Genomic DNA, 26,326 nt, shown 5'->3' on the forward strand with positions numbered 1-26,326 from the left:
GGGGACGCCCGGGGCGCCGCGCGCGGGGCGCTGGTCGCGGGCGTAGGCGCGCAGGCTGGGCGGAAGAGCGTCCTCGCATGGGGTGCATCCGGGCGGCGTACACGGGGGTTCGGGCAACGCCGCGTGGTGTCGTAGCTGTCGTCGTGCGGCCACCGGGGATGACGGGGCGGCCCCTAAAGGGCTGGGGCAGTGGCAGCGCCGGCCGTGTCGGGCGGCAAGGTGTCCATGACGGCCGAGAGGCGTTCGAGGACACGGACCGTCTCGGCGAAGCCGTCCTCGCCCAGGGCCTCCGCGAGGCGGGTGGCCAGGGAGGCGTGGCCCGGGCCGATCAGCGCGACGGCGTCGCGGCCGGCTTCCGTGGGGCGCAGCAGCTTCGCGCGGCGGTGGGCGGGATTCGGTACGTACTCGGCGAGCTCCTTGGCGGCCAGCAGGTCGGCGATGCGTTGCACGCTCTGCCGGGTGATGCCCATGGCCCGGGCGATACCGGCGACGGAGAGGGGTTCGCGGAGCACGGCCCCCAGCACCTGCCACCAGGCCGCGGTCAGGCCGGCGGGGCGGGCCAGCTCCTCCGATACGGAGAGGAACTGGCCGTTCAGGCGGAACACGCCGAGGGCGGTCCGGCTCAGCAGGTCCTGCAAGGCGCGGACGGACTCCTCCCCGCCCCCGCTCCCGGCTGCGCCGCTTTCCTCGGCTGCGCCGGTTCCTGCGGCTGCGCCGCTTTCCCCGGCTGCGCCGGTTCCTGCGGCTGCGCCGCTTTCCCCGGCTGCGCCGCTTTCCCCGGCTGCGCCGCTTTCCCCGGCTGCGCCGCTTTCCCCGGCTGCGCCGCTTTCCTCGGCTGCGCGGGTTCCTGCGGCTGCGCCGCTTTCCCCGGCTGCGCCCGCTGCTCCGGCCCCGCCCGGCCCTGCGGCCCCGCCCGGCCCTGCGGCCCCGCCCGGCCCTGCGGCCCCGCCCGGCCCTGCGGCCCCGCCCGAGCCCGCGGCCCCGCCCGAGCCACTGTCTCCGCCCGGCCCTGCGGCCCCGCCCGAGCCACTGTCTCCGCCCGACCCCGCGGCCCCACCCGGCCCTGCGGCCCCGCCCGAGCCCGCGGCCCCGCCCGAGCCACCGTCTCCGCCCGGCCCTGCGGCCCCGCCCGAGCCACTGTCTCCGCCCGACCCCGCGGCCCCACCCGACCCCGCGGGCCCGCTCGGCCCTCCGGGCCCGTCCGGCAGGCCCGCCGGAACCGAAGCCTCGCCCGGACCGCCGCACCCGGCCGGGTCGGCAGCTTCGGGGTGCGTCGTGGGGTCAGGCATCGTTCGGCTCCGTCGCCGCCATCAGGACCGGGTAGGCGCTCGCGTCGGAGTCGTGGAAGAGGCGGTACCACGCGTCGAGGACGGGAGGCTCGTACACGCCCAGGCGGGCGAAGACCTCGCGGGCGAACGCCACCGGCTCCGTCGGGCCCGCCGTGATCAGGTCGCCGTCCGTGACCGCGTCGGCCTCGACGTAGTGCGCGCCGCCCGAGTAGCCGGGCTGGCCGCCGAGGTAGAAGGGGGCCGCGCTGGTGTGCGTACGTCCGTCGAGGACACCGGCGCGGGCCAGGCCGGCCGTGGCTCCGCAGATCGCCGCGACCGGGACGCCCGCGGCCAGGAACTCCTCGGCCTTCGCCGCGAAGGGGGTCAGCTCGTCGCCGGTGTCCCACAGTCCGGCGCCGGTCAGGATGAGGAGGGCGGAGTCCTCGGGGCGCAGGTCGGACAGGGCCAGATCGGGCTGGACGCGCAGTCCGCCCATGGTGGTGACGGTCTCCTCGGCGGTGAGGCCGACCGTGCGGACCTCGTAGCCGCGCTGGGTCAGGTGGGCGGTGGTGTGGCCCGTCTCCCAGTCGGCGTAGGTGTCGTAGACCGCGAGGTGGACCCGCCGGCCGCCGCTGCGCCCCCCGGCCTGCTCGCGCGCCTGCTCGGTCTCGCCGGTCTCCGCGGATCGCCGGGTTCCCGACCGTGTGCCCGACTGGGTTGCCGCTGTGGTCTCGCTCATCGTGCTCGCCTCCGGTGCCGTTGCCGTACCTCTTCTGGGCCAAGCTCTATGACAGCAGACTCACATAACGACAGCTTGCTGTCAATCATCCTCGCGACCCGCTCGCCTGGCACTCCCGCGCCGGCTGCGCCCCATACAGACTGCCGAGACCCGCCCCCCACCCCCATACAGTCCGCCGATATCCCTCCCCACCTGCGCACTTCTAGCGTGACCGCATGACCCCTCATGTCACCTCGGGCGCCACCGTCAAGGCCGCCGACCGCGCCCACGTCTTCCACTCCTGGTCCGCCCAGGCCCTGATCGACCCGCTCGCCGTGGCCAGAGCCGAGGGGTCGCACTTCTGGGACTACGACGGCAAGCGCTACCTCGACTTCTCCTCCCAGCTGGTCAACACCAACATCGGCCACCAGCACCCCAAGGTCGTCGCCGCCATCCAGGAGCAGGCGGCCAAGCTCTGCACCCTGGCCCCCGGTTTCGCCGTCGACGTCCGCTCCGAGGCCGCACGCCTCATCTCCCAGCGGACCCCCGGCGACCTCGACAAGATCTTCTTCACCAACGGCGGCGCCGAGGCCGTCGAGAACGCCGTCCGCATGGCCCGGCTGCACACCGGCCGGCAGAAGGTGCTCTCCACCTACCGCTCGTACCACGGCGCCACCGCCGCCGCGATCAACCTGACCGGCGACCCGCGCCGCTGGCCCTCGGACACGGCCGCCGCCGGCGTCGTGCACTTCTGGGGACCCTTCCTCTACCGCTCGGCCTTCCACGCGACGACCGAGGCCGAGGAGTGCGCGCGAGCCCTCCAGCACCTCGCCGACACCATCGCCTTCGAGGGGCCGGCGACGATCGCCGCGATCATCCTCGAGTCCGTCCCCGGCACGGCCGGGATCATGACGCCGCCGCCCGGTTACCTGGCCGGCGTGCGCGAGCTCTGCGACCGCCACGGGATCGTCTTCATCCTGGACGAGGTCATGTCGGGGTTCGGCCGGACCGGCAAGTGGTTCGCCGCCGAGCACTGGGACGTCACGCCCGACCTGATCACCTTCGCCAAGGGCGTCAACAGCGGCTACGTGCCCCTCGGCGGCGTCGCGATCTCCGCCGAGATCGCCGAGACCTTCGCCACTCGCCCCTACCCGGGCGGGCTGACCTACTCCGGCCACCCCCTGGCCTGCGCCGCGGCCGTCGCGACGATCACCGCAATGGACGAGGAGGGCATCGTCGAGCACTCCGCCCACCTCGGCGAGAACCTGATCGGTCCGGCCCTCGCCGAGCTCGCGGAGCGCCACCCCTCGGTCGGCGAGGTGCGGGGCCTGGGGACGTTCTGGGCGCTGGAACTCGTACGGGACAAGGAGACGCGCGAGCCGCTCGTTCCCTACAACGCCGCCGGCGCGGACAACGCGCCGATGGCCGAATTCGCCGCCGCCTGCAAGGCGTCCGGACTGTGGCCGTTCGTCAACATGAACCGGACCCACGTGGTTCCGCCGTGCAACATCACGGAGGCGGACGCCAAGGAGGGCCTGGCCCTGCTGGACGACGCCCTGACCGTCGCCGACCGGCACGCCCGCGCCTGACCGGCCCGCCCTCCGCAGCGGCCCCGCTCGTGTGACCCCGAAAGGGGCACGTGCGGGGCCGCTCGCGTACGTACGGGCTCGTAAACGGTCCGTACAACGCGCGCCGAATCCGCAAAGCGGCTACAGAACGATCAGTTTCAGCCGCGTCGACTGGCCTAAGGTGTCCGAAGCCCACAGATGGAGACGGACCCCTATGCCAGGCAGCGGCGCTGTCACTCGCAACACACTTCGCCGGCAGATCGCGGACGCGCTGCGGGACGAGGTGCTCGCGGGACGCCTGCCGCCCGGCACGGAGTTCACCGTCAAGCAGATCGCCGAGCAGTACGAGGTCTCCGCGACCCCCGTCCGCGAGGCCCTGGTGGACCTCGCGGGACAGGGCCTGCTCGACTCCGTCCAGCACCGCGGCTTCCGCGTCCGCGTCTTCACCGTGGATGATTTCCGGGGCATGATCGAGGCTCGAACGCTGATCGTGGAAGGAATCTTCCGCCGATTCGTGGAACACGGCACCGCTCCCGGCACGGGTGAGCGGCTGGTCTCGGTGCGCCGTCGGGCGGAGGAGGCGCGGCGGGCGTCGCTGACCGGCTCGCTCGACGTGCTGATCGGCTACGACCTGCGCTTCTGGAGGGAGCTGAGCGGGCTGGTCGGCAACACCTACATCTCCGAGTTCCTGCACCGGCTGCGCGTGCAGTGCTGGGTCTTCGCGGTCCCCTACCTGAAAGCGGAACCGCACCTGCGCGGCGGCCTGTGGTCCGGCCACGACGAACTGATCGACGCGGTGACCCGCGCGGACGCCGAGGAGGTACGCCGCCTCGTGCACGCGTACAACCAGCACAATCTGGACTGGGCCGCGGGCCTGGGACCGAAGGCGGCCGGTCGGTGACCGCGGAGAACGGCGTGAGCGCGGACAGCGCGAGCGGCGCGGACAGCGTGAGCGGTGCGGAGAACGTGAGGGGCTTGGACAACGTGAGCGGCGCGGACAGCGCGGACAGCGCGAGCAGCGCGGACAGCGCGGTCCGGGAGGCCCGGGAGGTCCGGGCGGACCCGGCGGCCCGGACGACCCGGGCCGGGACACCCTGGCTCGGCGCCGTCGGGCTCTCCGTCGTCATCCCCGCCCCGGCCGGCGACGACCGCATCCGCGAAACGCTCACCAACGCCCCCGGGCGGCTCGACGCCCTGCTCGGTGCGGGGCCGGGCGACTGGGAGCTCGTCGTCGTCGTCGACGACCCGGCCGGTGCCGTCCTGGCGGCAGCCGCCGTCGAGCCGCGGATCAGGCTGATCCGCCTCGACGAGCAGCCCGACGAGCAGCCCGACGGGAAGACCGGAGGCCACCGCCGGCGCCCCGGCAAGGGGGCCGCGCTGCGTGCCGGAGTGCTCGCGTCCGCCGGCCGGCGGGTCCTGATCACCGACGCCGGCCTCACGACTCCGCTCGACGAGCTCGCCCGCCTGGAGCGCGTCATGGACCAGACCGGGGAACGGGGACGGTCCCTCGACCCCGCCCCCGGCGCGAGCCCCGCCCCCGCCGCGGTGCTCGGCCGGTCCGGAAGCCGTCTGGTCCGCGCCGTCGGCATGCCCGGCATACCGGGATTCCGCGCCGACACCTGCGGCTTCGCCCTCTTCGACGGTGACCACGCCCGCGCCGCCTTCGGTGCCTCCACCCTCGACGGCCCCGCCATCGACGCCGAGGTCCTGCGCTGGATCCGCCGCCAGGGCGGGCACGTGGCCGAGGTCCGGCTGCCCCGTGCCGCCCGCACCGCAGCCACCGCCGACACCGCGGACCCCCGCACCGCAGGCCCCGTACGCCCGGAACGCACCGCGCGCCCCCGCCGCCGCGCCGGTGAGCGCCGCCTCGCGCTCCGCGAGCTGCTGCGCCTGAACGCCGGCGGCCTCGCCGTCGCCGCCGCCTTCCTCGTCCTGTCCCTCTACGTCTTCCAAGGCCTGTGGGCCGACCTCGACGGCAGCTACCTCGCGGACGCGCTCCAGGACCAGAACCAGTGGGAGTGGTTCGTCGGCGTCACCACCGACAACGTCACCCACCTGCGCAATCCGCTCTTCACCTTCGCCCAGGGCATGCCGGACGGCGTGAACCTCATGGCGAACGCCACGATGCTCGGCCTGAACGTCCCGCTCATCCCCGTCACCCTGCTCTTCGGCGAGACCGTCACCTTCGCGCTGGTCCTCACGCTCGGCATGGCCGCGAGCGCCTGGACCTGGTACTGGCTGATCCGCCGCTGGCTCGTGCGCGGCCGCTGGGCCGCCGCCGCCGGAGGGGCGCTCGCCGCCTTCGCGCCGCCGATGGTCTCGCACGCCAACGGCCACCCGAACTTCGTCGTCCTCTTCATGATCCCGCTGATCATCGACCGGGCCATGCGCCTGTGCGGGGGCCGGAACGTGACCCGTGACGGGGTCCTGCTCGGGCTGTTCGCGGCGTACCAGATCTTCATCGGCGAGGAGCCGCTGCTCATCGCCGCGCTCGGCATGCTGGTCTACTGCCTCGCCTGCCTGCTCGTCGACCGCCGCCGTGCCCTCGCGGCCGCGCGGCCGCTGGGCACCGGCCTGGCCATCGCCCTCGCCGTCTGCCTGCCACTGGTGGCCGTCCCGCTGTTCTGGCAGTTCTCCGGCCCGCAGAGCTACCACGCGATCCTGCACGGCGACAACGCCGGGAACAGCCCGCGCGCGCTCATCGAGTACGCCGGGCGCTCGCTCTTCGGCGACCCCGAGACGGCCGCCCGCCTCTCCCTGAACACGACCGAGCAGAACGCCTTCTACGGCTGGCCCCTGCTGGCCTTCGGCGTCGCCGTCTGCGTGTGGCAGTGGCGCAGCAGGACCGTGCGGGCCCTCGCGATCACCGGTTGCGTGGCCCTGCTGCTGTCGTTGGGCCCGTGGGTGCCCGTACCGCGCACGGAGACCGTGCTGCCCGGCCCCTGGCGGCTGATCGTGGAGCTGCCGCTCTTCGAGTCGGTGATCGAGGGGCGCGTCGCCATGGTCTGCGCCCCCGTCCTCGGCATCCTGCTCGCGCTCGCGCTCGACCGGATCGTGCGGATGCGCACCCGCGAGCTGCGCACGATCGGCCTGCTCGGGGCGGCGGCCGCGCTGATCCCTGTGCTGCCGCTGCCGCTGACCGTCCGGGACCGCGCGCCGGTCCCCGCCTTCATCACCTCCGGGTCCTGGAAGGACTACGTCAAGGACGGCGAGGCACTCGTTCCGGTACCGCTGCCGGACCCGGGCCAGGCGGACGCGCTGCACTGGCAGGTGGAGGCGGACTTCGGCTTCCGGCTGGCCGGCGGCTACTTCAACGGTCCGTGGGGACCCGACCGGATCGGCATCTACGGGGCCACCCCCAGGCACCTCTCGAACCTCCTGCGCGACGTCCGCTACGGCGCGCAGCCGCCCGAGGTCACCCCGTCCTGGCAGGCCCAGGCCCGCCAGGACCTGGAGTACTGGAAGGCGGGCGCGGTCGTCCTGCCCGTCCAGGAGCGGGACACCCAACTGCGGGACCTGATCAGCGCTCTGCTGGGCAGGACGCCCGAGAAGGTGCTGGACGCGTGGGTCTGGAGGGTGGGACCGGGGACACCCTGACCCCCGCCGCGGCCGCGCCAGGCCCCGCCGGACGGCACGTGGTAGCCCGCGGGGCGGTACCGGCTCCGGTGCGGGGTTGCGCTCCCCCCTTCGCGGAGCGTGTCCGGCGCACTACGCTGTCCCGATCGGCGAAATCGACTGATCGGAGGCCGAGTGGCCTGTGACCTGTGGCTGGTCCCCCTTGTCGACGTGCTGTGCCACAGCCCCGACAACCCGTTCGCGGAAGAGATCGCCTCGTACGACAAGGCGCTGGGCGAGGCCGGACTGCCGTCCGTGCCGGTGTTCGCGTACATGCCGGGGCTCTCCGGGGACGTCGCCCCGGTGGCCGGTTTCGACTACGACGCCCTGCACTTCCTGCGGCGGGCGTACCTGCTCCAGATCTGCGGACTGCCGGTGACGCCGGTGGACGAGCTGGGCGGGGACTACGAGCAGCTGCTGGAGATGTTCGAGTCGACGGCCCAGCAGTCGCACCTGGTCTGGCACTACGACCACGCGGGAGCCTACGTCCCGGTGGACTTCGCGGTTCCCCTGGCCAACGAGGAGCTCCTGGCCGGTGGAGGCCCGCTGGGGTCGGCCCAGGGCCTGCTGCGGGAGCTGGCCGTGGTGGCTCCCGCGATCGGGATAGACCCCGGGAATCCGCCGGTGGCGCCGGCGCCACCGGGGCGGCCGACGTCGCTGGAGGAGCCCGCGGGGCCGATTCCGTACGACGACAGCCCCTTCGCGCGGGAGCGGCACGTGTGGCTCGGGCTGCACGCGGCGGCGACCCGGAGCCTCGGACAGGGCTCGATGATCATCTTCAGTTGACGCGCCCGGTGTGCCGGGGCGGGTGCGGGGTCGCTGCGCGGAGCCCGCACCCGCCCCTTCGCTCCGCCTCCAGGCCCGCAAGATCCGAAAGGGACGGCCTAGCGCGGCTGTTCCGGCGGTCTCTGCCGGGGCATGTTCGGCCGGGTGCCCGGGGGGAGGGGGAAGCGGGCCGGCGGGACGTACGCGTCCGAGCGGGACCCACCTCCCAGGGACTGCATCACGAGCGGCGCGGGGCCCGAGCTGAACTCCACCATCCACTCCGCGGTCTCGGAGCGCACCAGCTCCGTGACGTCCTCGGAGAACCGCCGCAGCACGGTGAGACATCGTTCCGCCGCCTCGCTCGCGGTGCCCTCCGTAGGGCCCAGGACCTCCCGGACGTTCTCCGAGGCCCAGTCGAACTGCAGGGTCTGGAGGCGCCGCTGCACGGCTTGTGCCGTCGCCACGTCCCGCATCCAGCCCGAGGTCAGGCCGAAGAACCGGTCGCAGGCCAGGCAGGCCGCCGCCAGGAGGAGCGAGAGGTAGCCGTACGAGGCCGCACCGTGGGCCGAGCCGGTCAGTTCCAGCAGCGGCATCGCGGAGCCCACGACCGCCCCCACGGCCGCCCCGACCCGCAGGACGCGGGCGCCCCGGCGCTTCCACGCCCGGTCGGCGAGGTACCACTCGGCGGTGCGCAGCGCGTCGGCCTCGACCCGCCGGTAGAGCTCGTCGAGCCGCTCGGCGGGCTCGCCCCAGTCCCCGAGAGGGAACGGCCGGCCGGTAAGGTCGCCGTCCTCTGCGGGATCCCGGGGTGGCCCCTCGGGCTGCATCTCCGGCTGACTCACCGGCACTCCCTCTGCCTGCGCTGACGTGTGGTGGTGCGCGTGTGCGCAATGGTGCGCATGCTCTTCCTACCTTCGAATGAGACGCGGTGGGCGACGATTCCCGGGATTTCCGCCCGCAAGGAGGGCCCCAGCAGGTACGCGCACGCCTCATCTCTCACTCGAAAGAGTTGGTCCTCACGGCGTAGGGCGCGGCGCCCGGGGAGCACGTAGGCTCGGATTTGACCGAGTGGTCCGACGCCCGGGCCGACACGACGAAGTTACGGAGTGAGTGACCTGTGATTCCCGGTGGTGGTCTGCCCGACATGCAGCAGCTGCTCCAGCAGGCCCAGAAGATGCAGCAGGACCTCGCCGTGGCCCAGGAGGCGCTGGCGCGGACCGAGGTCGAGGGCCAGGCCGGCGGCGGACTGGTCAAGGCGACCGTGACCGGTTCCGGTGAACTGCGCGCACTGGTGATCGACCCCAGGGCCGTGGACCCCGAGGACACGGAAACGCTCGCGGACCTCGTGGTCGCGGCGGTCCAGGCGGCCACCGAGAACGCGCAGGAGCTCCAGCAGCAGAAGCTGGGGCCGCTGGCCCAGGGTCTGGGCGGCGGCAGCGGTATCCCCGGCCTCCCGTTCTAGATCGCGCGGGCCCGCACGTGCGAGCCCCGCACCCGCGAGCCCCGGCACCCCATATCGATATCGAAAGAAGGCAGTCCGTTGTACGAAGGCGTGGTCCAGGACCTGATCGACGAACTGGGCAGGCTGCCCGGCGTCGGGCCCAAGAGCGCGCAGCGGATCGCCTTCCACATCCTGCAGGCCGAGCCCACCGACGTCCGCCGCCTCGCGCACACGCTGCTGGAGGTCAAGGACAAGGTCCGGTTCTGCGCGGTGTGCGGGAACGTGGCGCAGGAGGAGCGGTGCAACATCTGCCGCGACCCGCGCCGCGACCTGTCGGTCATCTGCGTGGTCGAGGAGTCGAAGGACGTCGTCGCGATCGAGCGGACCCGCGAGTTCCGGGGCCGGTACCACGTCCTCGGCGGTGCGATCAGCCCGATCGAGGGCGTCGGCCCGGACGACCTGCGCATCCGTGAGCTGCTCGCGCGGCTGGCCGACGGAGCGGTCACCGAGCTGATCCTCGCGACCGACCCGAACCTGGAGGGCGAGGCGACCGCCACCTACCTCGCCCGCATGATCAAGCCCATGGGCCTGAAGGTCACCCGCCTGGCCAGCGGGCTCCCCGTCGGGGGAGATCTGGAGTACGCGGACGAGGTCACGCTCGGGCGTGCCTTTGAAGGAAGGCGACTTCTCGATGTCTGACGCAACGCTGCACGCCCTGGGGCAGGATCCGGACGACTTCGCCGTCCAGATTTCGGACCAGATCGAGTCCTTCATCGTCGCGGTCACGGAAGTGGCCAAGGGCGAGGACCCGGACAGCGCGGTGCCCTTCCTCCTCCTGGAGGTGTCCCAGCTGTTGCTGGCGGGCGGCAGGCTGGGCGCGTACCAGGACGTCCTGCCCGACGAGCGCTACGAGCCCGATCTGGGCCCCGAGCCGGATGTGGACGACCTGCGCGAGCGGTTCGCGCTGATGCTGGAGCCGGTCGACGTCTATTCCGAGGTCTTCGACCCCTACGAGCCGCGCAAGGCCCCCGTCGCGCACCGGATCTCCGACGACCTGGCCGACGTGGTGGCGGACCTGCGACACGGGCTCATCCACTACCAGGCGGGCCGGGTCACCGAAGCCCTGTGGTGGTGGCAGTTCTCGTACTTCACCAACTGGGGGCCCACCGCCTCGGCCACGCTGCGCGCCCTGCAGTCGCTCGTGGCGCACGTCCGGCTGGACCAGCCGCTGCAGGCCCTGGACGGGCTGGACACGGACGAGGACATCACCGAGGACGACCTCGCCGAGCAGGCCGGTCGGGTCATGGCCGAGGAGCTCGGCGGCATCGGCCGCAATTAGGGGCTGTCCCACCATCCCCGTCGGGGAACGTATGCTTTGATCTTTTCGTCTCATGATGTGGTACGAGGCGGTCGGATCGCGGCCTCTCGTTAGACTGCACCAGCAATGAGACGGACTGAGCGAGGAGCGCACGTGGGCCTTGTCGTGCAGAAGTACGGAGGCTCCTCCGTAGCCGATGCCGAAGGCATCAAGCGTGTTGCCAAGCGGATCGTGGATGCCAAGAAGAACGGCCACCAGGTGGTCGTCGTGGTTTCCGCGATGGGCGACACGACGGACGAGCTGATCGATCTCGCCGAGCAGGTGTCCCCGATGCCTGCCGGGCGAGAATTCGACATGCTGCTGACCGCCGGAGAGCGGATCTCCATGGCCCTGCTGGCCATGGCGATCAAAAACCTGGGCCACGAGGCCCAGTCGTTCACCGGTAGCCAGGCAGGCGTCATCACCGACTCGGTCCACAACAAAGCGCGCATCATCGATGTCACGCCGGGCCGTATCCGTACCGCGCTGGACGAGGGCAACATCGCCATCGTCGCGGGCTTCCAGGGCGTGTCCGCGGACAGCAAGGACATCACCACCCTCGGCCGCGGCGGCTCGGACACGACCGCCGTCGCGCTCGCCGCGGCGCTGGACGCCGAGGTCTGCGAGATCTACACCGACGTCGACGGCGTCTTCACCGCGGACCCCCGCGTCGTGAAGAAGGCCAAGAAGATCGACTGGATCTCCTCCGAGGACATGCTGGAGCTCGCGGCCTCCGGCTCCAAGGTGCTGCTGCACCGCTGCGTCGAGTACGCCCGCCGCTACAACATCCCGATCCACGTCCGCTCGTCCTTCTCCGGACTGCCGGGCACCTGGGTCAGCAACGAGAATCCGCAAGGGGACGCGCAGGTGGAGCACGCCATCATCTCCGGAGTCGCGCACGACGTCTCCGAAGCCAAGATCACGGTCGTCGGCGTCCCGGACAAGCCGGGCGAGGCCGCGGCGATCTTCCGCGCCATCGCGGACGCCGAGATCAACATCGACATGATCGTGCAGAACGTGTCCGCCGCCTCCACGGGCCTGACGGACATCTCCTTCACCCTGCCCAAGGCCGAGGGCCACAAGGCCATCGACGCCCTGGAGAAGGCGAAGGCCACGATCGGCTTCGAGTCCCTGCGCTACGACGACCAGATCGGCAAGATCTCCCTGGTCGGCGCCGGCATGAAGACGAACCCGGGCGTCACCGCCTCGTTCTTCCAGGCGCTGTCCGACGCGGGCGTCAACATCGAGCTGATCTCCACCTCCGAGATCCGCATCTCGGTCGTGACCCGCCAGGACGACGTCAACGAGGCCGTCCGTGCCGTGCACACGGCCTTCGGCCTCGACTCCGACAGCGACGAGGCGGTCGTCTACGGAGGCACCGGACGATGACCGGCGCCCGGTCGTCCCGGCCGACGGCACTGGCCGTGGTCGGGGCGACCGGAGCGGTCGGTTCCGTCCTGCTCCAGATCCTGTCCCAGCGGGCGGACGTCTGGGGCGACGTACGCCTGATCGCCTCGTCGCGCTCGGCAGGCCGCCGGCTGACCGTGCGCGGCGTGGAGACCGAGGTGCTCGCCCTCACCGAAGACGCCTTCGACGGCCTCGGGCCGGGCGACATCGCGCTCTTCCTGACCCCGGCCGAGGTCTCGGCCCGGTGGGCTCCCGTCGTCACCACCCGCGGCGCCGTCGTCGTGGACCAGTCCGCGGCGTTCCGCGAGGACCCCGAGGTGCCGCTCGTGGTGCCCGAGGTGAACGGGCGCGCGGCCCGGATCCGGCCGCGCGGCATCGTCGCCGGCCCCGACTGCGTGACCGCCGCGATGATCGCGGCACTGGGCGCTCTGCACGCCGAGTACGCGCTGGCCGAGCTGGCCGTCTCCTCCTACCAGGCGGCGAGCGCGTCCGGTCGGTCCGGCTCCCAGGCGCTGCGCCGCCAGCTGTCCCAGGTCGCCGGAACGTCCTTGGGGGAGCATCCCGGGGACGTACGCCGCGCCGTGGGCGAGGACACCGGCCCCTTCGCGGCTCCGCTCGCACTCAACGTCGTGCCGTGGTCCGGTGAGCTGCGCGCGGACGGCTGGTCCTCGCACGAGCTGGCCGTGCGGGCGCAGACCCGCCGGATCCTGGACCTGGCCCGGCTGCCGGTCTCGGTGACCTGCGTGCAGGTTCCCGTGCTGACCGGGCACTCACTGACCGTACGGGCCCGCTTCGAGGCCGCGGTCGACGCCGGGCGCGCCCGGGAGATCCTGGACGCGGCACCCGGCGTGGTCCTCGTGGACGACCCGGCGGCGGGGGAGTTCCCGACGCCTTCGGACGCCGCGGGGACGGACCCGGCCTGGGTGGGACGGGTACGGGGCTCGCTCGACGACCCGGCCTCCCTGGAGTTCTTCGTGTGCGCGGACAACCTGCGCCAGGGCGCGGCGCTGAACGCCACGCAGACCGCGGAGCTCATCGCGGGTGAGTTTGGGTATTTCACTTTGTAGGATCATCAGTGATCCCCTGACCAAGGTGATGGCCCGACGGCCGCCGTCGTACGACGGGACCGGCGGGGAGAGCGGCTACGCATGAGGGCAATGGGAACCACGCCGATGAGCCTGCCCCACGCGTACAACCCTGACGGGGGGACGCGTGTCCAACTGGCGTGGCAGAAGCATTGCTGGACTTCCCCGTCATACCGGTGCGCACCGGGACGATCCCCTCGCGCCTGCGCTCCCGCGGCCCCGGTGGCTTCCCGGTGATCGTTCCCGCCCCGTCGGCCACGACGACTCCCGCGGCTCCCGCCCTTCCCGCCGGACTGCCGAAACTGAGCGGCCGCGTGCCCGGGCCCCGCGATAGAGCGGAGGCCACCGGGAGCACGGAGACGGCCGAAGTGGTCGCGGGTAGCCCCGAGGTGGTCGCGGGGACCACCGTCGACCACCTCACCGAGACCTACCAGGCCCACTACCGCTCCCTCCTCGGCCTCGCCGCGCTCCTCCTCGACGACACCGCCTCCTGCGAGGACGTGGTCCAGGAGGCCTTCATCCGCGTCCATTCGGCCCGGAGCCGGGTCCGCGACCGGGACAAGACCCTGGCCTACCTGCGCCAGACCGTCGTCAACCTCTCGCGCTCCGCCCTGCGCCGCCGCATCCTCGGCCTCAAGCTGCTGTCGAAGCCGATGCCGGACATGGCGAGCGCCGAGGAAGGCGCCTACGACCTGCTGGAACGGGACGATCTCATCAAGTCGATGCGTGGTCTGCAGCGCCGCCAGCGCGAGGTACTGGTACTGCGCTACTTCGCGGACATGACGGAAGTCCAGGTCGCCGAGACGCTCGGCATATCGCTCGGTTCGGTCAAGGCGTACGGATCGCGGGGCATTGCCGCGCTGCGTGTGGCGATGGAGGCGGCGCAGTCATGAACGAGGACCGCAAGGTGAGCGAGGAAAAGGCGCTGCGGAGCCTGCGGGGAGGCGGAGCCTTCGGCGAGGACCGCGACCTGCACGGACTGACGCGCGGATCCGCCGGCGAGGGACAGGCGGCGCTCCGGGAGCTGATGCGCGCAGCGGCGGGCGGCAGCCCGGAGCCCGCGGATCCTCAGCCGGCCGACGCGCAGTCCGCGGGCTGCGCGCCCGGTGGCGAGGAGCAGGCGCTGCGTGACCTGCTGCGCGGCGCGGTCGGGCGACTCGAACCCTCCGGCGACGCGCTGGAGCGGCTGCGGCACGCCGTCCCCCGGCGCCGGGCCCGCAAGCGGCAGGCCCTCGTCGCCGCCGCGGCGGCCGCGCTGCTGGTGGGCACCGCGGTGCCGGCCGCGCTGCGGATGACCGGGGCACGGGGCGAGGCCACCGACCACTCCGCCATGGCGGGCCACGGCCGGCAGGAGGGCAACAAGGGCAACGGGGTCTCCGACCCGCACCAGAACGGCACAGGCTCCGCCCCGAAGCCCACCAGGCCCGCCCCCGGTACGGGGCAGGGCGCGGGCGGTGCCACCGGCGCCGCGCCGACCCCGGCCGCCGACAACCTGCCCCCGGTCGCGCCGAACGCGCAGCCGACGGGCGGTACCGGCGTCCTGCCCGGCGGCTCCGCGGCGGCCGGAACGGTCCTGCTGCCGCCGCCGGCGGCTCCGGGCGTGCCCGGCTGCAACGCGGACCAGCTCGGCGTGTCGGGCAGCGCCCGGTCCCCGGAGGCCGACGGCAAGGTCTACGGCAGTTTCAAAGTCACCAACGTCTCGGGGCGCGGCTGCACCGTCCTCGGCCCGGACACGGTGACCGCGGCCCCGGCGAGCGGCCCCGCGCCCGGCCAGGGCGGCGCGGAGGTGGCCGTCGTCGGCCACACCGCGGGCGACCCGGCGACCGGACTGCCCGACCCGTCCGCCGAGGTCCCGCTGATGGTGCTCGCGCCGAACGCCGCGTACGAGGTGCGCTTCGCGTGGGTGCCGCCGGCGCAGAACTGTCCCGCCACGGGCAACTCAGAGGGCTCCGAGGCCCCGCGCGGCTCCACGAACTCGGGCCCGGGCGTCTACACGGGCCCGGGCGCGGCCACGGATCAGCTCACGGTTCCCCCGGCACCGGACGCGACGGGCGTGGCGGTGTCCCACACGCCGAACACGCCTCTGAAGGCCGCCCCGACCACGCAGACGACGATCCCCGACGCCTGCGGCGGGACGGTCTACCGGACGGGTGCCATCCCGCTGGCGGAGAAGCCGAAGCCGTAGGGGGCCGACGGCCGGTTGCTCGGCTCAGGCCGGGCCGGCGGGGACCGCCGGGACCGCGGCGGGCTCCGGCTCGGCCAGGAGACCCGCCTCCTCGTCGCGCAGGGTCTCCACCTCGCGCCGGTAGAGCCGGAACCACATGAACAGCACGAAGGCGGCGAAGACGAACCACTCGCCGGTGTAGCCGAGGTTCTGGAAGGCCTTGAGGTCGAGCCCGGTGTTGACGGGAGCCCGCGCGGGGACGGGAGTCATCCCGTCCGCCGGGGTCTGCACGGTCAGCCAGGCGTCGTACAGGCCGTACGGCACGATGTTGACGAGCGAGGCCGCTCCGATGACGCCGAGCTGCCCGGTCGGCAGTCCGCCCGAGGAGTAGACGCCCTTGCTGCTGGAACTCTCCGAGGCCTGCAGCGCGCCCGTCACCTCGACCCGCCCCGTCGGCGGGACAGGAGCCCGGCCCGCGTCCGCGTCGCCCGGCAGCCAGCCCCGGACCACGGGGACCGCCTTGCCGGTGTCGGTCTTGAGCAGGGTCAGGACGTAGAAGCCCGTCTCGCCGTCGAGGCGCCGCTGCGGGACGAGCAGTTGGTCGGCGTACTCCCCGGAGACGGAGGCGAGCCGTCCGGAGGTGTTCCTGTCCACGGGGAGCAGCGAGTCCAGCGGCGTGGCCGACCGGTCGGCGGGAGCGCTGGTGGCCTCCCTGTGGCTGTCGACCCGGTCCTCGAACCGGCCGAGCTGCCAGGTCCCCATGAACAGGCAGAAGGGAACGCCGAGCGCGACGAAGACGTTGATCCCCCACCAGCGCGGGGTCAGGAGAAACCGGTGCACCCCACCACCGTACGGGGGGTGCACCGCTTCCCGGCCGCCGGGGCGGGCCCGACGGCTCCGGGCCGGGCGTCGCTAGGCGCGCGGCGGCAGGTGCTTCAGCGCGAAGTCCAGCTCCATCCGGACCTGCTTGATCCGCTCCTCCACGACGAGCGAGCCGTGCCCGGCGTCGTACCGGTACACCTCGTGCTCCGCGCCGCGCGCCGCCAGCCGGTCCACGTAGTTCTCGATCTGCCGGATCGGGCAGCGCGGGTCGTTGACGCCCGCCGCGATGTGCACGGGCGCCCGCACCGAGTCGACGTACGTCAGCGGGGAGGAGGCCTCGAAGCGGTCCGGGACCTCCTGCGGGGTACCGCCGAAGAGGGTGCGGTCCAGGGACTTCAGGGCCTCCATCTCGTCGTCGTACGCCGTCACGTAGTCGGCGACCGGCACGGCGGCCAGGCCTACGGCCCAGGCGTCCGGCTGCGTGCCGAGGCCAAGCAGCGTCAGGTAGCCGCCCCAGGAGCCGCCCGACAGGACCAGGCGGGCCGGGTCGGCGAGGCCGCCGGCCACCGCCCACTCGCGCACGGCGTCGATGTCCTCCAGCTCGATCAGGCCGACCCGGTGCTTGAGGGCGTCGGTCCACTCGCGGCCGTAGCCGGTCGAGCCGCGGTAGTTGACCCGTACGACCGCGAAACCGTGGTCGAGCCAGGCCGCCGGGGTCGCCGCGAAGGCGTCGCTGTCGTGCCAGGTGGGCCCGCCGTGGATCTCGAAGACGGTCGGGAAGGGGCCCTCCCCGTGGCCCGTCGGGCGCTGCGCGAGGGCGTGGATCCGCCCGCCGGGGCCCTCGACCCACACGTCTTCGACCGGCACGGAGCCCGGCGGCCTGAAACCGGGAGGGTCGAGGACGACGCCGCCCGCCGTGGACCGGATGGCCGCGGGCTCGGCTGCCGAGGACCACTGGTACTCCACCGACCCGTCGGGCCGTGCCGTCGCGCCCGACACCGTCCCCGGCGGCGTGTCCAGCCGCAGCAGTTCCCGCGCGGCCAGGTCGTAGCGCAGCAGCTCGCTGCGTGCCTCGTGGCTGTGCTCGATCAGCAGCGCGGACCCGTCCGGGTACCACTCGGCGCCGACGTCGCCCGGCAGGTCGATGTCCAGCTCCTCCTCGGTGCCCGCGGCCACGTCCCACACCATCGGCTCCCACCGGCCACGCCGCTGGTGGCCGATCAGAAGCCGGGTGTCGCCCGCGACGGGAGCGAAACCGAGGACCGTGAGGCCGAGCTCCAGCGTCCCGCCCTTGGAGTCGTCCAGCTCGGCGACGCTCTGCCCGTCGAGGGTGATCACGCGCAGCGAGGAGTGCATCGCGTCGCCGTGCTCGGTGTGCTCGACGGCCACGAGGGTCCCGTCGCGGGACAGGTCGCCGACCCCGGCCGACTCGCGGTGGCGGTAGACGACGGACGGCTCCGAGCCGTCGGCCCGTACGACGTGGATCGTGCTCCCGTCCTCGTCGGTGGAGCGCCCGACGACGCTCGTCCCGTCGCGCCCGATGGCCAGCCCGGCGGGGTACGAGGGCTCCAGCCCGGGGGTGGCCGGCTCGTCGGGGCCGCCCGCGAAGGGCTGGCGGACCCAGGTTCCGAACTCGTCGCCGTCGGTGTCGGAGAACCACCAGATCCACTCGCCGTCGGGGGAGAGGGTGCCGTCGGTGGTCCCGTTGGGCCGGTCGGTCGCCTGCCGCTGCGTGCCCGTGGCGCGGTCCCAGGCGTAGAGCTCGTAGGTACCGGTCGCGTTGGAGACGAAGAGCGAGCGGTCCGGCGCGTCCTCGGCCCATTCGGGCAGCCCCACCCGCGGGGCCCGGAAGCGCTTCTCCCAGTCGGGCATGGCGGCGAGGGCGTCGGCGTCGGTGCGGGGTCGGGAGTCGGCGCCGGCATCGGCGGTGGCGTCAGTCATGCCTCCATGAAACCCGATGGCGGGTGGTGCCGGCTGGGCCGAACGGACGCGAGGTCGTGTCCGCGCACCAGGTTCCGTCCCGTTCCCGCGCTGCGGCGTGCGTAGGCTGGCGCCATGCGGATGATCGTCCGGGGTGCCCGGCTGCTCCACAGCGAAGGCCTGCACGACGTCGAGGTCGCGGAGGACGGCCGGATCGCGCGCGTGGTCCCGTACGACGACCAGAAGGAACCACCCGCGACGGGGGTGCTGATCGAGGCCCGCGGCGGCCTCCTCAGCGCGCCCTTCGTCGAACCGCACATCCACCTCGACACCGCCCTGACGGCCGGCGAGCCGCGCCCGAACGCCTCCGGCACCCTCTGGGAGGGCATCGCCTGCTGGAGCGAGCGCAAGCGGACCCTGACCCGCGAGGACGTCGTCGCGCGGGCCACCGAGGTGCTGCGCTGGCAGGCGGCGCAGGGCGTGCTGCACGTCCGCACCCACTGCGACGTCACCGACCCGGCCCTGACCGCACTCGACGCGCTGCTGGAGGTCCGGGACCGGGTCCGGGACGTGATGACCCTGCAGATCGTCGCCTTTCCGCAGGAGGGCATCGTCTCCTTCCCCGACGGCGGGGCGCTGCTGCGCGAGGCGGTGCGGCGCGGGGCCGACGTCGTCGGCGCGATCCCGCACTTCGAGGACACCCGGGAGGACGGGGTGGCCTCGCTGTCGATCGCCTTCGCGCTGGCCGAGGAGCACGGGCTGCGGATCGACGCGCACTGCGACGAGATCGACGACGAGCAGTCGCGCTTCGTGGAGGTGCTGGCCGCGCTCGCGCTGCGTTCGGGGCTGCGCGAGCGCGCGACGGCCTCGCACACGACGGCGATGGGCTCCTACGGCGGCGCGTACAGCTTCAAACTCCAGCGGCTGCTGTCGCGTTCCGGGATCAACCTGGTGTCGAACCCCTTCGCCAACCTCGGCCTCCAGGGCCGCTTCGACGCCTACCCCAAGCGGCGCGGCCTCACCCAGGTCAAGGAGATGCTGGCGGCCGGCGTGAACGTGGCCTTCGGCCACGACGACGTGATGGACCCGTGGAACGCGCTCGGGACCGGCAACCCGCTGCAGACCGCCCTCGTCGGGATCTACGCCGCCCAGCTCACCGGAGCGGACGAGGTCCCGGTGGCCTTCGAGATGGTGACCGAGCGGGCGGCACGCGTCCTCGGCCTGTCCGCGGCGGAGTACGGCATCACCGAGGGTGCGGCGGCCTCCTTCGTCCTGCTGCCGGCCGAGACGCCCGCCGAGGCGGTCCGCCGCCAGGTCCGCCCCCGCTACGTCGTCTCGCGCGGCACCGTCCTCGCGGAAACCCCGGCGGCTCCGGCCCGGCTGCTGGCCTGGCCGGGAGAGACGGGCCCGTCGGAGGTGGACTTCACCCGCCGCCTACGCTGCCCGTCATGACCTCTGTGACACGGACTCCTGACACGCCGTCGGCGCGGGCAGCGCTGGAGATCGCCGCCGAGTACGCGGACGCGGCGCTGCTGAACCACTCCGTCCGCTCGTACGCCTTCGCGGCCGAGTACGCGGACCGGCACGGGCTCTCGTACGACCGTGAACTCCTCTACGTCAGCGCGCTGGTGCACGATCTCGGACTGACCGCGCCCTTCGACAGCCACACCCTGCCCTTCGAGGAGGCGGGCGGGCACGTCGCCCGGGTCCTGACGGCGGGCCTGGGCTGGCCGGCGGAGCGGCGGGCGCGCGCCGAGCGGGTCATCGTGCTGCACATGCGCGACGACGTCACGGCGGCCGAGGACGTGGAGAGCCACCTGCTGCAGGTGGGTACGACCGCGGACGTCTCCGGGGTCGGCGTCGGCGACGCCGACCCGGTCTTCACGGCCGCGCTCCTCGCGGAGCACCCGCGGCTCGGCTTCGGCGAAGCCTTCTTCGCGCTCGTCTCGGACCAGGCCGCCCGCAAGCCGCAGTGCGCGGCGGCGGCCTACGTGGCGGGCGGCGCGCAGGCCCGCATCGCGGCGAACCCGCTGGACCGCCGGGGCTGACGCGGCGGGGGCGGTGCCGCTCGCGCGGGCACCGCCGCCCGGTGCGGGGGACGGGTCAGAACAGCCCCAGCAGGTTGTCCAGGGACCAGACCTGCCACCCCATCGCGAAGAAGGCGACCCCGGAGATCAGGGCCATCATCAGGTTCTGGCCCTGCTCGCCCCAGTCGTGGATCATCAGCACCAGGTAGACGAGGTTGAGCAGCAGCCCGGCGATCAGGGCTATCGGGGTCAGGAAACCGACGACGAGACCGAGCCCGAGGGCCAGTTCCGCGTAGGCGACGAGGTAGGCCATGGCCCGCGGACGGGGCTTGACGACGAGGTCGAAGCCGCGCGTGACGAATCCCCATCGGTGCTCGGCGGCCACCCCGGCCGCCCAGCGGATGCCGCCTCCGCCGAACCAGTCCTTCTTGTCCTTGTGCCGCCAGCTCTCCAGCCACCACAGCCCGAGCCCGATCCGCAGAACGGCGACCCATTCCGGTCCGCCGAGCCAGATGGTCTGCATCCTCGGTTCCTTCCCTCGCAATGATCTGACGATGTGTCAGTTTCGAGGGAAGGGCACCGGCGTGGCAAGGGGTCGGCCGGGAGCGGGAGGGCGGGGAAAAGGCCGGGGCCGGGACGGAACGAGGCTCAGCAGCACTCGACGGGGACCGCCTGGACGAGGTTGTTGCCGAAGCCGCCCCGGTTCCACGGCTGTTCGAGCGGCTGCGTGCGGCCCGACGCATCGGTGGCGCGGACCAGGAGGGTGTGGCTGCCCGGCGACGCCGTCCAATCGGCGTGCCAGCCCTGCCAAGCGTACGGGTGCTCCCCGCGGGGCCGCACCTCGGCGTCGGCCCAGCCGCCGCCCCCGTCGGCGCTGAACTCCACCCGCACGACCGCCCCGTAGCCCGACCACGCCCGCCCGGCCAGCCGCACCGGGCCCGGACGCACGACACGGGTGCGCGACATGAAGTCGGGGAAGCCCGGCGGAATCAGCAGGGCGCGCGGCGCGATACGGGTGACGGGCTCGCCGGACTCCTCCTCGCTCTGCCGGTACCAGTAGGCGACGGCCTGCTGGAACCCGCCGAAGAACGCGTCGACGAGCTCGATGTCCCGCAGCCACTTCACGTGGGCCATCCCGTACCAGCCGGGTACGACCAGCCGCAGCGGATGCCCGTGCTGCGGGGGCAGCGGCCCGCCGTTCATCGTGTGGGCGATCAGCACGTCCGCGTCGACGGGCAGCGGCAGGCTGCGCCGGTAGTCCTGCTCGACGCCCCGCTCCACCCCGTGGTCCGCGCCGGTGAACACCGCCTCGACGGCGTCCGGTGCCGCCCCCGCCTCGGCGAGCACCGTGCGCAGCGGCACGCCCGTCCAGTCGGCGGTCCCCACCGCCTCCAGCAGCCACGGCTGGCTGACCGGCCGGGGGGACAGCCGGGCGCGCCCGTTGCCCGCGCACTCCATGGTGACCCGGCGGGTGACGGCGGGCAGTGCACGCAGGTCCCGCAGGGTCAGCTCCAGGGGGTGTTCCAGCCGCCCCCGGACGGTGAGCCGCCAGCCGTCGGCGTCACCCTCGGGGATGTCGTAGTGGGTCAGCACGTAGTGCAGGCCCGGGGGTGTGACCTCGTAGCGCATGGCCTCGAGGGGCAGTCCGTGGTTGCGCGCGGCGAGCGCCAGCTCGTCCTGGCCGATGCCCTCCCCGGCGCCGGCGACCCGCCCCGGCGCGCTGATCCCGCCGGGGAAGCGCTCCTCCATGCGTCCATGCTCCATCGCCGCCGCCGCTCGGGCTACTCGGCGTGCGGATCACGCGAGCGGGCGGTATGACTTGATGTGTCCCTTATGCGATCGGAGTGCCACGTGGACGACTATCCGTTGCTCAACCTGTTCTGGACGATGCTCCTCATCTTCCTGTGGGTGATGTGGTTCTTCCTGCTGTTCAAGGTGATCACGGACATCTTCCGCGACCACGAACTGAACGGCTGGGCCAAGGCGGGATGGCTGGTCCTGGTGCTCCTGCTGCCCTTCCTCGGAGTCTTCATCTACCTGATCGTGCGCGGCCGCAGCATGGGGGAGAGGGACATGAAGCAGGCCGAGGCGAGCGAGAAGGCCTTCCAGGAATACGTCCGCAAGTCGGCCGGCGGCGCGGGCCCCGGCCACAGCCCGGCCGAGGAGCTCGCGAAGCTTTCCTCCCTCAAAGACAAGGGCGACATCACTCCGGAGGAGTTCGCCAAGGCCAAGGAGAGGCTCCTCGCCTGACCCGCCCGCGCAAAGGGGCCGGACCGCGTGCGGTCCGGCCCCTTTGCGCGCGCTCCGGCCGGTCAGGCGGCCAGCGGGGCCTCGGCATCCGCCAGCAGGTCGATCAGGGACGAGCGCGCGCGGGCCACGCGGGACCGGACCGTGCCGATCGGGCAGCCGAGCATGAGGGCCGCCTCGGCGTACGGGAGCCCGAGGAGCTGGGTGAGGACGAAGACCTCGCGCCGCTCGGCGGGGATCTCCGCCAGGAGTTCCGCGAGGGCGACCCCGTCCTCGAAGCCCGGCAGACCGCGCGGCTGGCTCTGCTCGGCGGCGGCCTGCCAGTCGTCTCTGTCGGCGATCCTGGGGCGGGCCGCCTTGTGGCGGAGGCTGTCCACGACCGTGCGCCGGGCGATGGAGAGCAGCCAGGTACGGGCGGAGGAACGGCCCTCGAAGCGGTGCAGGCTGCCCAGGGCGCGCAGGAAGGTCTCCTGGGTGAGGTCCTCGGCGGCCTGCGGGTCGGCGCTGAGGTAGGCGACGTAACGGCGCACGTCGCGCTGCACGGCGCGTACGAACCGGTCCACGGCGGCGGGGTCGCCGTCGCGCGCGGCCAGCGCGAGCAGGGTGACCGCCTCGTCGGGACCGGCGCCCTGGCGGGCGGGGGACGCGGTGGCGGTCGCGGTGGCGGTGCCGGTCACGGTCGCGGTCGCGGCGGTCGGGCGGGTGAGCAGGGCAGGGGTCATCGCCTGATGTCCTTCTGGGAATCCGGGATCCGGTGCCGCGGGAAGGGCACGGCGGAGCCCGTGAACGGGTACGGCCCGCCGGACGGCAGGGCCGATGCCCGAGGCGCGGGGCGGTGGCCCGTCGCGCGTCGGGGAGCCGGCTGTCAGATGACAGCGGTCCCCTGAGGCGGACCCCGTGAGGTGAGGGCGTCGGCGAGCAGAAGGCTGCGCAGCGGCCGGGCCCGGTGGTTCCGGCGGCAGCGGACGCGGGGCCGGTGGGCGGGCGCGGGGAGGCGGAAGGACAGGCGCAGCGGTACGAGGAGCCACCCGGCGAAGGCGCGCACGACGCGGAAGGCGCCCCGCTCCCCGTACGCGAGCCAGAGGCCGCAGACCAGGGCGGCGAGGAGGTGGCCGGCGAGCATGCCGAGCGGGGACATCGATCCGGCGCCGTGCCCGGCGGCCATCGGCATCGACACCGGCATCGGCATCGACACGGGCATCGACGCCCCGCCGTCGGTCAGCGCGTGCACCGCGTGCATGGCGTGCTGGGCGTGGCCGCCCCCGGCGCTGCCGACCCCCGCCGACGGCGACTGCGGGGGCAGCACGGGCGGGGAGCAGATCAGGTACTGGACCCACCGGTGGGCGAGCGCACCCAGGGACTCCGGGGCCCCTGACGAGCCCGGGGCCCCTAAGGAACGGGAGGCCGACGGCGCACCGCCGGGCGTCGTCGCGGCCGGAAGGCGGTCGGCCACCGCCTGCGCCAGCGAGAACCCGCTGTGCAGCACGGCCTGGACGGCGACGGTCGCGGCGGTGACGGCCGCGAGGCCGCGCTCCCGGCCGGCGAGGAACCAGCCCGCCCCGGCGGTGACGGCGGTCGCCGCCACCATCGCCCGCCACGGGACGGAGGCCCCCGACATCAGGACGTGCCCGAGGGCCGAGAGCAGCACGCAGGTGGCCGCGAACATCGCAGCCCGTACCGCGCGACAACATCGACCCGGAGTCATGGCGGGCTCATCGTTGCACCGACCCGGGGGCGGCGACAGTGGGTATCAGGCTTTCTCATGCAGCGCTCGAGCGTCATGTGTCGCACACCACAACGGGCCCTGGGAACCAGGCCGTTCGCCCGTCCGACCCCTGAGTCGGACCGGAGATCCGGCGGCGGGAACGGAGTGATCGGTGGCGGAGCGGGTGACGTCGGCGAGGCCGGCCGGGGGTCCCGGGGCGGCCGGGACACCGGAGCCGCCCGGGACTCCCGCGGCGGCGGGTGCGCCCGGGCCGCGGGGTGTGGCCGGGGCGGCTGCCGTGCCGGGTGTGCCCGCGGTGCCCGGTGCTCGTGGAGGACCCGGCGGGGCCGGGACCGCTGCGGTGGCCGGCAAGCCCGGCGGGTCACCGGGGCGGGCGGGCGGCATGCTGACGGCGCTGCTCACCAGCGCCATGGCCTTCTCGATGCTGCAGCTGTTCCTCTTCGGCGCGCTCGGTCCGCGACTGGTGGCCGAGCTGGGCGTCTCGCCGGCCGTACTGGGGCTGACGACGACGGTCGGATTCGGCACGGCGGCCGTGCTGTCGCCGTTCGGCGGCCGACTGGTGGACCGGATCGGACCGCGGCGCGCCCTCGTCCTCCTCCTGTCGGTGTCCGCCGCGACACTCGCGCTGATCGCGGCCGCGCCCGGTCCCGGCTTCCTCCTCGCCGCGGTCGCGCTGGGCGGAGTACCCCAGGCCCTGGCCAACCCGGCGACCAACAAGGCGGTCCTCGCCTCCGTCCCGCCCGCCCGGCGCGGACCGGTGACCGGCGTGAAGCAGTCCGGCGTCCAGCTCGGGGCCTTCGCGGCCGGGCTCCCGCTCACGGCGCTGGCCGCCGCGGCCGGCTGGCGCGGGGCGGTGTGGACGGCGGCGGCCGCCGCCGTGGTGGCGGCGCTGTGGGCGCTGCGCGCCCTGCCCGCCGACCCGGCGGCGAGGCCCGTGCCGCGCTCCTCGCTCGTACCCCGTGGGGACATCGCCTGGCTGGCGGTGTTCTCGCTGTTCCTCGGCTGCGGGATCGCCTCCGTCAACACGTACGTGGCCCTGTTCGGCGCACAGCGGCTCGGCATGGGCCCCACCGCGGCCGGCGCCCTGGTCGCGGTGCTCGGCGTCGCGGGCATCGGCGGCCGGGTGGGCTGGTCGAAGGCGGCGCGGCCGGGTCGCGCGCAGTGGCTGCCGGGCGGGCTGGCGGCCGGCGCGGTGGGGGCTGCCGCGCTGCTGGCGGCGGCGCTCGTCACGGGGCCGCTGGTCTGGGTGGGCGCGGTGGCCGTCGGGGTCTTCGCCGTGTCGGCGAACGCCGTCTCGATGGTGCTGGTGGTGCAGCGCTCGGCCCCCGGCCGGGCCGGGCAGGACTCCGCGCTCGTGGCCGCCGGGTTCTTCGCCGGATTCGCGGTCGGGCCACCGCTGTTCGGGCCGCTCGCGGATGCGGGACGGTACGGGCCGGGGTGGCTCCTGGTCGCCGCCGAGTTCGCGCTGGCCTGCGCCGTCGCCACGGCGTGGGCGGTGCGGGAGCGGCGGGCGCGGCGCGCACGGGCCGAGGCCGCGGCATGAGCGGGCCGCGCGGGCCGCAGTGGGCGCGGCGGGCCCTGGCGGACGTGCTCGACCGGGTCGCCGCCGGCGCGGCCGAGGCAGGCGACCGCTTCCCCCTGTACGCAGACCCGGAGACGGGCCACTGGACGACCACCGGCCGGGGTTCGTGGGCCGGCGGCTTCTGGGCGGGCCTGCTGTGGCTGCGGGCCCGGCACTCCGGGGACCCGGCTGACCGGGCCGCCGCCCGCGCGTGCACCGCGCGGCTGGCCGACTGGGTGGACGCGGACACGTCCACGCGCGGCTTGATCCTTTGGTACGGCACCGTCCTGGCCGCCGGCGACACCGCCGCGCACCGGCTCCGTACGCGGGCGGCCGAAGCCTGCCTGGCGGCCGTCGACGCCGAACGGGGCCTGGTCCCCTGGGGCTCGGCCTTCGGCGGCCCCCGGCTGCTGGCCCGCGTGGACGGCGTCCCGGGCACGATTGCGCTCCTGGCCGCCGCGGGGCCCCCGGGCGCGGCGGCGGCCGCCGCCCACCTGACCGCCCACCTCGCCCTGTGCCTCCCCGCGCCCCATTCGACCCCCGCCCCCGGCCCGGCCCTCGCCGCCGGCCCCGGCCCGGCCCTCGCGCCCGGCCCCGGCCCGGCCCCCGCGCCCGGCCCCGGCCCGGCCCCCGCC

General features: G+C 73.8%; 24 protein-coding genes and 1 pseudogene. 16 read left to right on the forward strand and 9 right to left on the reverse strand.

From position 1 onward, the window contains the following. Positions 1-173: 173 nt before the first annotated feature. Together ACFWBY_RS25830 and ACFWBY_RS25835 are read right to left on the reverse strand one after the other, a co-directional pair. On the reverse strand, positions 174-638 hold the full coding sequence (locus ACFWBY_RS25830; RefSeq protein ID WP_385343391.1) for a MarR family winged helix-turn-helix transcriptional regulator: 465 nt from the start codon (positions 636-638) through the stop codon (positions 174-176). A 643-nt stretch (positions 639-1,281) separates the two neighbouring features. Further along, positions 1,282-2,007: a type 1 glutamine amidotransferase family protein gene (locus ACFWBY_RS25835; RefSeq protein ID WP_385330887.1), complete on the reverse strand. Its 726-nt coding sequence runs from the start codon at positions 2,005-2,007 to the stop codon at positions 1,282-1,284. A 215-nt stretch (positions 2,008-2,222) separates the two neighbouring features. On the opposite strand from ACFWBY_RS25835, the gene ACFWBY_RS25840 reads away from it, so the two are divergent. The 4 genes from ACFWBY_RS25840 to ACFWBY_RS25855 all read left to right on the forward strand — a co-directional run bounded on the left by ACFWBY_RS25840 (position 2,223) and on the right by ACFWBY_RS25855 (position 7,955). Next, positions 2,223-3,575, forward strand: a complete 1,353-nt coding sequence (locus tag ACFWBY_RS25840; RefSeq protein ID WP_385330890.1) for an aspartate aminotransferase family protein — start codon at positions 2,223-2,225, stop codon at positions 3,573-3,575. Between the two features lie 193 nt (positions 3,576-3,768). Continuing rightward, positions 3,769-4,455, forward strand: a complete 687-nt coding sequence (locus ACFWBY_RS25845; RefSeq protein WP_385330893.1) for a GntR family transcriptional regulator — start codon at positions 3,769-3,771, stop codon at positions 4,453-4,455. Between the two features lie 14 nt (positions 4,456-4,469). After that, positions 4,470-7,151 carry a glycosyltransferase family 2 protein gene (locus ACFWBY_RS25850; protein ID WP_385409711.1) on the forward strand — a complete coding sequence of 894 codons (2,682 nt, stop codon included), beginning with the start codon at positions 4,470-4,472 and terminating at the stop codon, positions 7,149-7,151. Positions 7,152-7,304: 153 nt separating this feature from the next. Beyond that, on the forward strand, positions 7,305-7,955 hold the full coding sequence (locus ACFWBY_RS25855; RefSeq protein WP_385330898.1) for a hypothetical protein: 651 nt from the start codon (positions 7,305-7,307) through the stop codon (positions 7,953-7,955). 98 nt (positions 7,956-8,053) lie between these two features. On the opposite strand, the gene ACFWBY_RS25860 is transcribed toward ACFWBY_RS25855, so the two are convergent. After that, on the reverse strand, positions 8,054-8,776 hold the full coding sequence (locus ACFWBY_RS25860; RefSeq protein ID WP_385330901.1) for an SLATT domain-containing protein: 723 nt from the start codon (positions 8,774-8,776) through the stop codon (positions 8,054-8,056). A 275-nt stretch (positions 8,777-9,051) separates the two neighbouring features. On the opposite strand from ACFWBY_RS25860, the gene ACFWBY_RS25865 reads away from it, so the two are divergent. The 7 genes from ACFWBY_RS25865 to ACFWBY_RS25895 all read left to right on the forward strand — a co-directional run bounded on the left by ACFWBY_RS25865 (position 9,052) and on the right by ACFWBY_RS25895 (position 15,409). Next, positions 9,052-9,396 carry a YbaB/EbfC family nucleoid-associated protein gene (locus ACFWBY_RS25865; protein WP_385330903.1) on the forward strand — a complete coding sequence of 115 codons (345 nt, stop codon included), beginning with the start codon at positions 9,052-9,054 and terminating at the stop codon, positions 9,394-9,396. A gap of 78 nt (positions 9,397-9,474) precedes the next feature. After that, the gene (gene recR, locus ACFWBY_RS25870; protein ID WP_215034995.1) at positions 9,475-10,074 is read left to right on the forward strand and encodes a recombination mediator RecR; all 600 of its coding nucleotides are present in this window, start codon (positions 9,475-9,477) and stop codon (positions 10,072-10,074) included. Further along, on the forward strand, positions 10,067-10,714 hold the full coding sequence (locus ACFWBY_RS25875; protein ID WP_385330907.1) for a DUF5063 domain-containing protein: 648 nt from the start codon (positions 10,067-10,069) through the stop codon (positions 10,712-10,714). The genes recR and ACFWBY_RS25875 overlap by 8 nt, the downstream gene beginning before the upstream one ends. 132 nt (positions 10,715-10,846) lie before the next feature. Beyond that, a complete protein-coding gene (locus ACFWBY_RS25880; RefSeq protein ID WP_385330909.1) occupies positions 10,847-12,121 on the forward strand; it encodes an aspartate kinase in 1,275 nt (424 codons plus the stop codon). Then, positions 12,118-13,206 carry an aspartate-semialdehyde dehydrogenase gene (locus ACFWBY_RS25885; RefSeq protein WP_385330912.1) on the forward strand — a complete coding sequence of 363 codons (1,089 nt, stop codon included), beginning with the start codon at positions 12,118-12,120 and terminating at the stop codon, positions 13,204-13,206. The genes ACFWBY_RS25880 and ACFWBY_RS25885 overlap by 4 nt, the downstream gene beginning before the upstream one ends. Before the next feature lie 188 nt (positions 13,207-13,394). After that, positions 13,395-14,117 carry a SigE family RNA polymerase sigma factor gene (locus tag ACFWBY_RS25890; RefSeq protein ID WP_385331314.1) on the forward strand — a complete coding sequence of 241 codons (723 nt, stop codon included), beginning with the start codon at positions 13,395-13,397 and terminating at the stop codon, positions 14,115-14,117. Next, positions 14,114-15,409, forward strand: coding sequence for a hypothetical protein (locus ACFWBY_RS25895; protein ID WP_385330914.1), 1,296 nt, complete (start codon positions 14,114-14,116; stop codon positions 15,407-15,409). The genes ACFWBY_RS25890 and ACFWBY_RS25895 overlap by 4 nt, the downstream gene beginning before the upstream one ends. Before the next feature lie 24 nt (positions 15,410-15,433). On the opposite strand, the gene ACFWBY_RS25900 is transcribed toward ACFWBY_RS25895, so the two are convergent. Together ACFWBY_RS25900 and ACFWBY_RS25905 are read right to left on the reverse strand one after the other, a co-directional pair. Further along, positions 15,434-16,228: an SURF1 family protein gene (locus ACFWBY_RS25900; RefSeq protein WP_385330916.1), complete on the reverse strand. Its 795-nt coding sequence runs from the start codon at positions 16,226-16,228 to the stop codon at positions 15,434-15,436. Between the two features lie 72 nt (positions 16,229-16,300). Further along, positions 16,301-18,082 (reverse strand): S9 family peptidase, encoded by a 1,782-nt coding sequence (locus tag ACFWBY_RS25905; protein ID WP_385331318.1) that lies wholly within the window; start codon positions 18,080-18,082, stop codon positions 16,301-16,303. A 183-nt stretch (positions 18,083-18,265) separates the two neighbouring features. Between ACFWBY_RS25905 and codA the strand changes: the two genes are divergently transcribed. Next, the gene (gene codA / locus ACFWBY_RS25910; RefSeq protein ID WP_385330918.1) at positions 18,266-19,582 is read left to right on the forward strand and encodes a cytosine deaminase; all 1,317 of its coding nucleotides are present in this window, start codon (positions 18,266-18,268) and stop codon (positions 19,580-19,582) included. Next, positions 19,579-20,178, forward strand: a complete 600-nt coding sequence (locus tag ACFWBY_RS25915; RefSeq protein WP_385330920.1) for an HD domain-containing protein — start codon at positions 19,579-19,581, stop codon at positions 20,176-20,178. The genes codA and ACFWBY_RS25915 overlap by 4 nt, the downstream gene beginning before the upstream one ends. Positions 20,179-20,233: 55 nt before the next feature. On the opposite strand, the gene ACFWBY_RS25920 is transcribed toward ACFWBY_RS25915, so the two are convergent. Continuing rightward, positions 20,234-20,680, reverse strand: coding sequence for a DoxX family protein (locus ACFWBY_RS25920; RefSeq protein WP_385330923.1), 447 nt, complete (start codon positions 20,678-20,680; stop codon positions 20,234-20,236). Between the two features lie 125 nt (positions 20,681-20,805). Beyond that, positions 20,806-21,906: a sulfite oxidase gene (locus tag ACFWBY_RS25925; RefSeq protein ID WP_385330926.1), complete on the reverse strand. Its 1,101-nt coding sequence runs from the start codon at positions 21,904-21,906 to the stop codon at positions 20,806-20,808. Between the two features lie 102 nt (positions 21,907-22,008). Here ACFWBY_RS25925 and ACFWBY_RS25930 point away from each other — a divergent pair, with 102 nt between their 5' ends. Then, positions 22,009-22,407, forward strand: coding sequence for an SHOCT domain-containing protein (locus tag ACFWBY_RS25930; RefSeq protein WP_385330928.1), 399 nt, complete (start codon positions 22,009-22,011; stop codon positions 22,405-22,407). Between the two features lie 62 nt (positions 22,408-22,469). Here ACFWBY_RS25930 and ACFWBY_RS25935 read toward each other — a convergent pair whose 3' ends face one another. Then, complete coding sequence (locus ACFWBY_RS25935; protein ID WP_385330930.1) at positions 22,470-23,126, reverse strand: sigma-70 family RNA polymerase sigma factor; 657 nt, start codon at positions 23,124-23,126, stop codon at positions 22,470-22,472. A gap of 143 nt (positions 23,127-23,269) precedes the next feature. Further along, positions 23,270-24,070, reverse strand: coding sequence for a hypothetical protein (locus ACFWBY_RS25940; RefSeq protein WP_385330933.1), 801 nt, complete (start codon positions 24,068-24,070; stop codon positions 23,270-23,272). A 442-nt stretch (positions 24,071-24,512) separates the two neighbouring features. On the opposite strand from ACFWBY_RS25940, the gene ACFWBY_RS25945 reads away from it, so the two are divergent. Both ACFWBY_RS25945 and ACFWBY_RS25950 read left to right on the forward strand, forming a co-directional pair. Then, positions 24,513-25,673 carry an MFS transporter gene (locus ACFWBY_RS25945; RefSeq protein ID WP_385331321.1) on the forward strand — a complete coding sequence of 387 codons (1,161 nt, stop codon included), beginning with the start codon at positions 24,513-24,515 and terminating at the stop codon, positions 25,671-25,673. Then, a pseudogene (locus ACFWBY_RS25950) lies at positions 25,670-26,326 on the forward strand (sugar ABC transporter permease); the annotation flags it as partial. The gene ACFWBY_RS25945 and the pseudogene ACFWBY_RS25950, both read left to right, overlap by 4 nt.

Origin of the sequence: Streptomyces sp. NPDC060049, assembly GCF_042736715.1 — a bacterium.
In the GTDB taxonomy this organism is placed as follows: Bacteria; Actinomycetota; Actinomycetes; order Streptomycetales; family Streptomycetaceae; genus Streptomyces.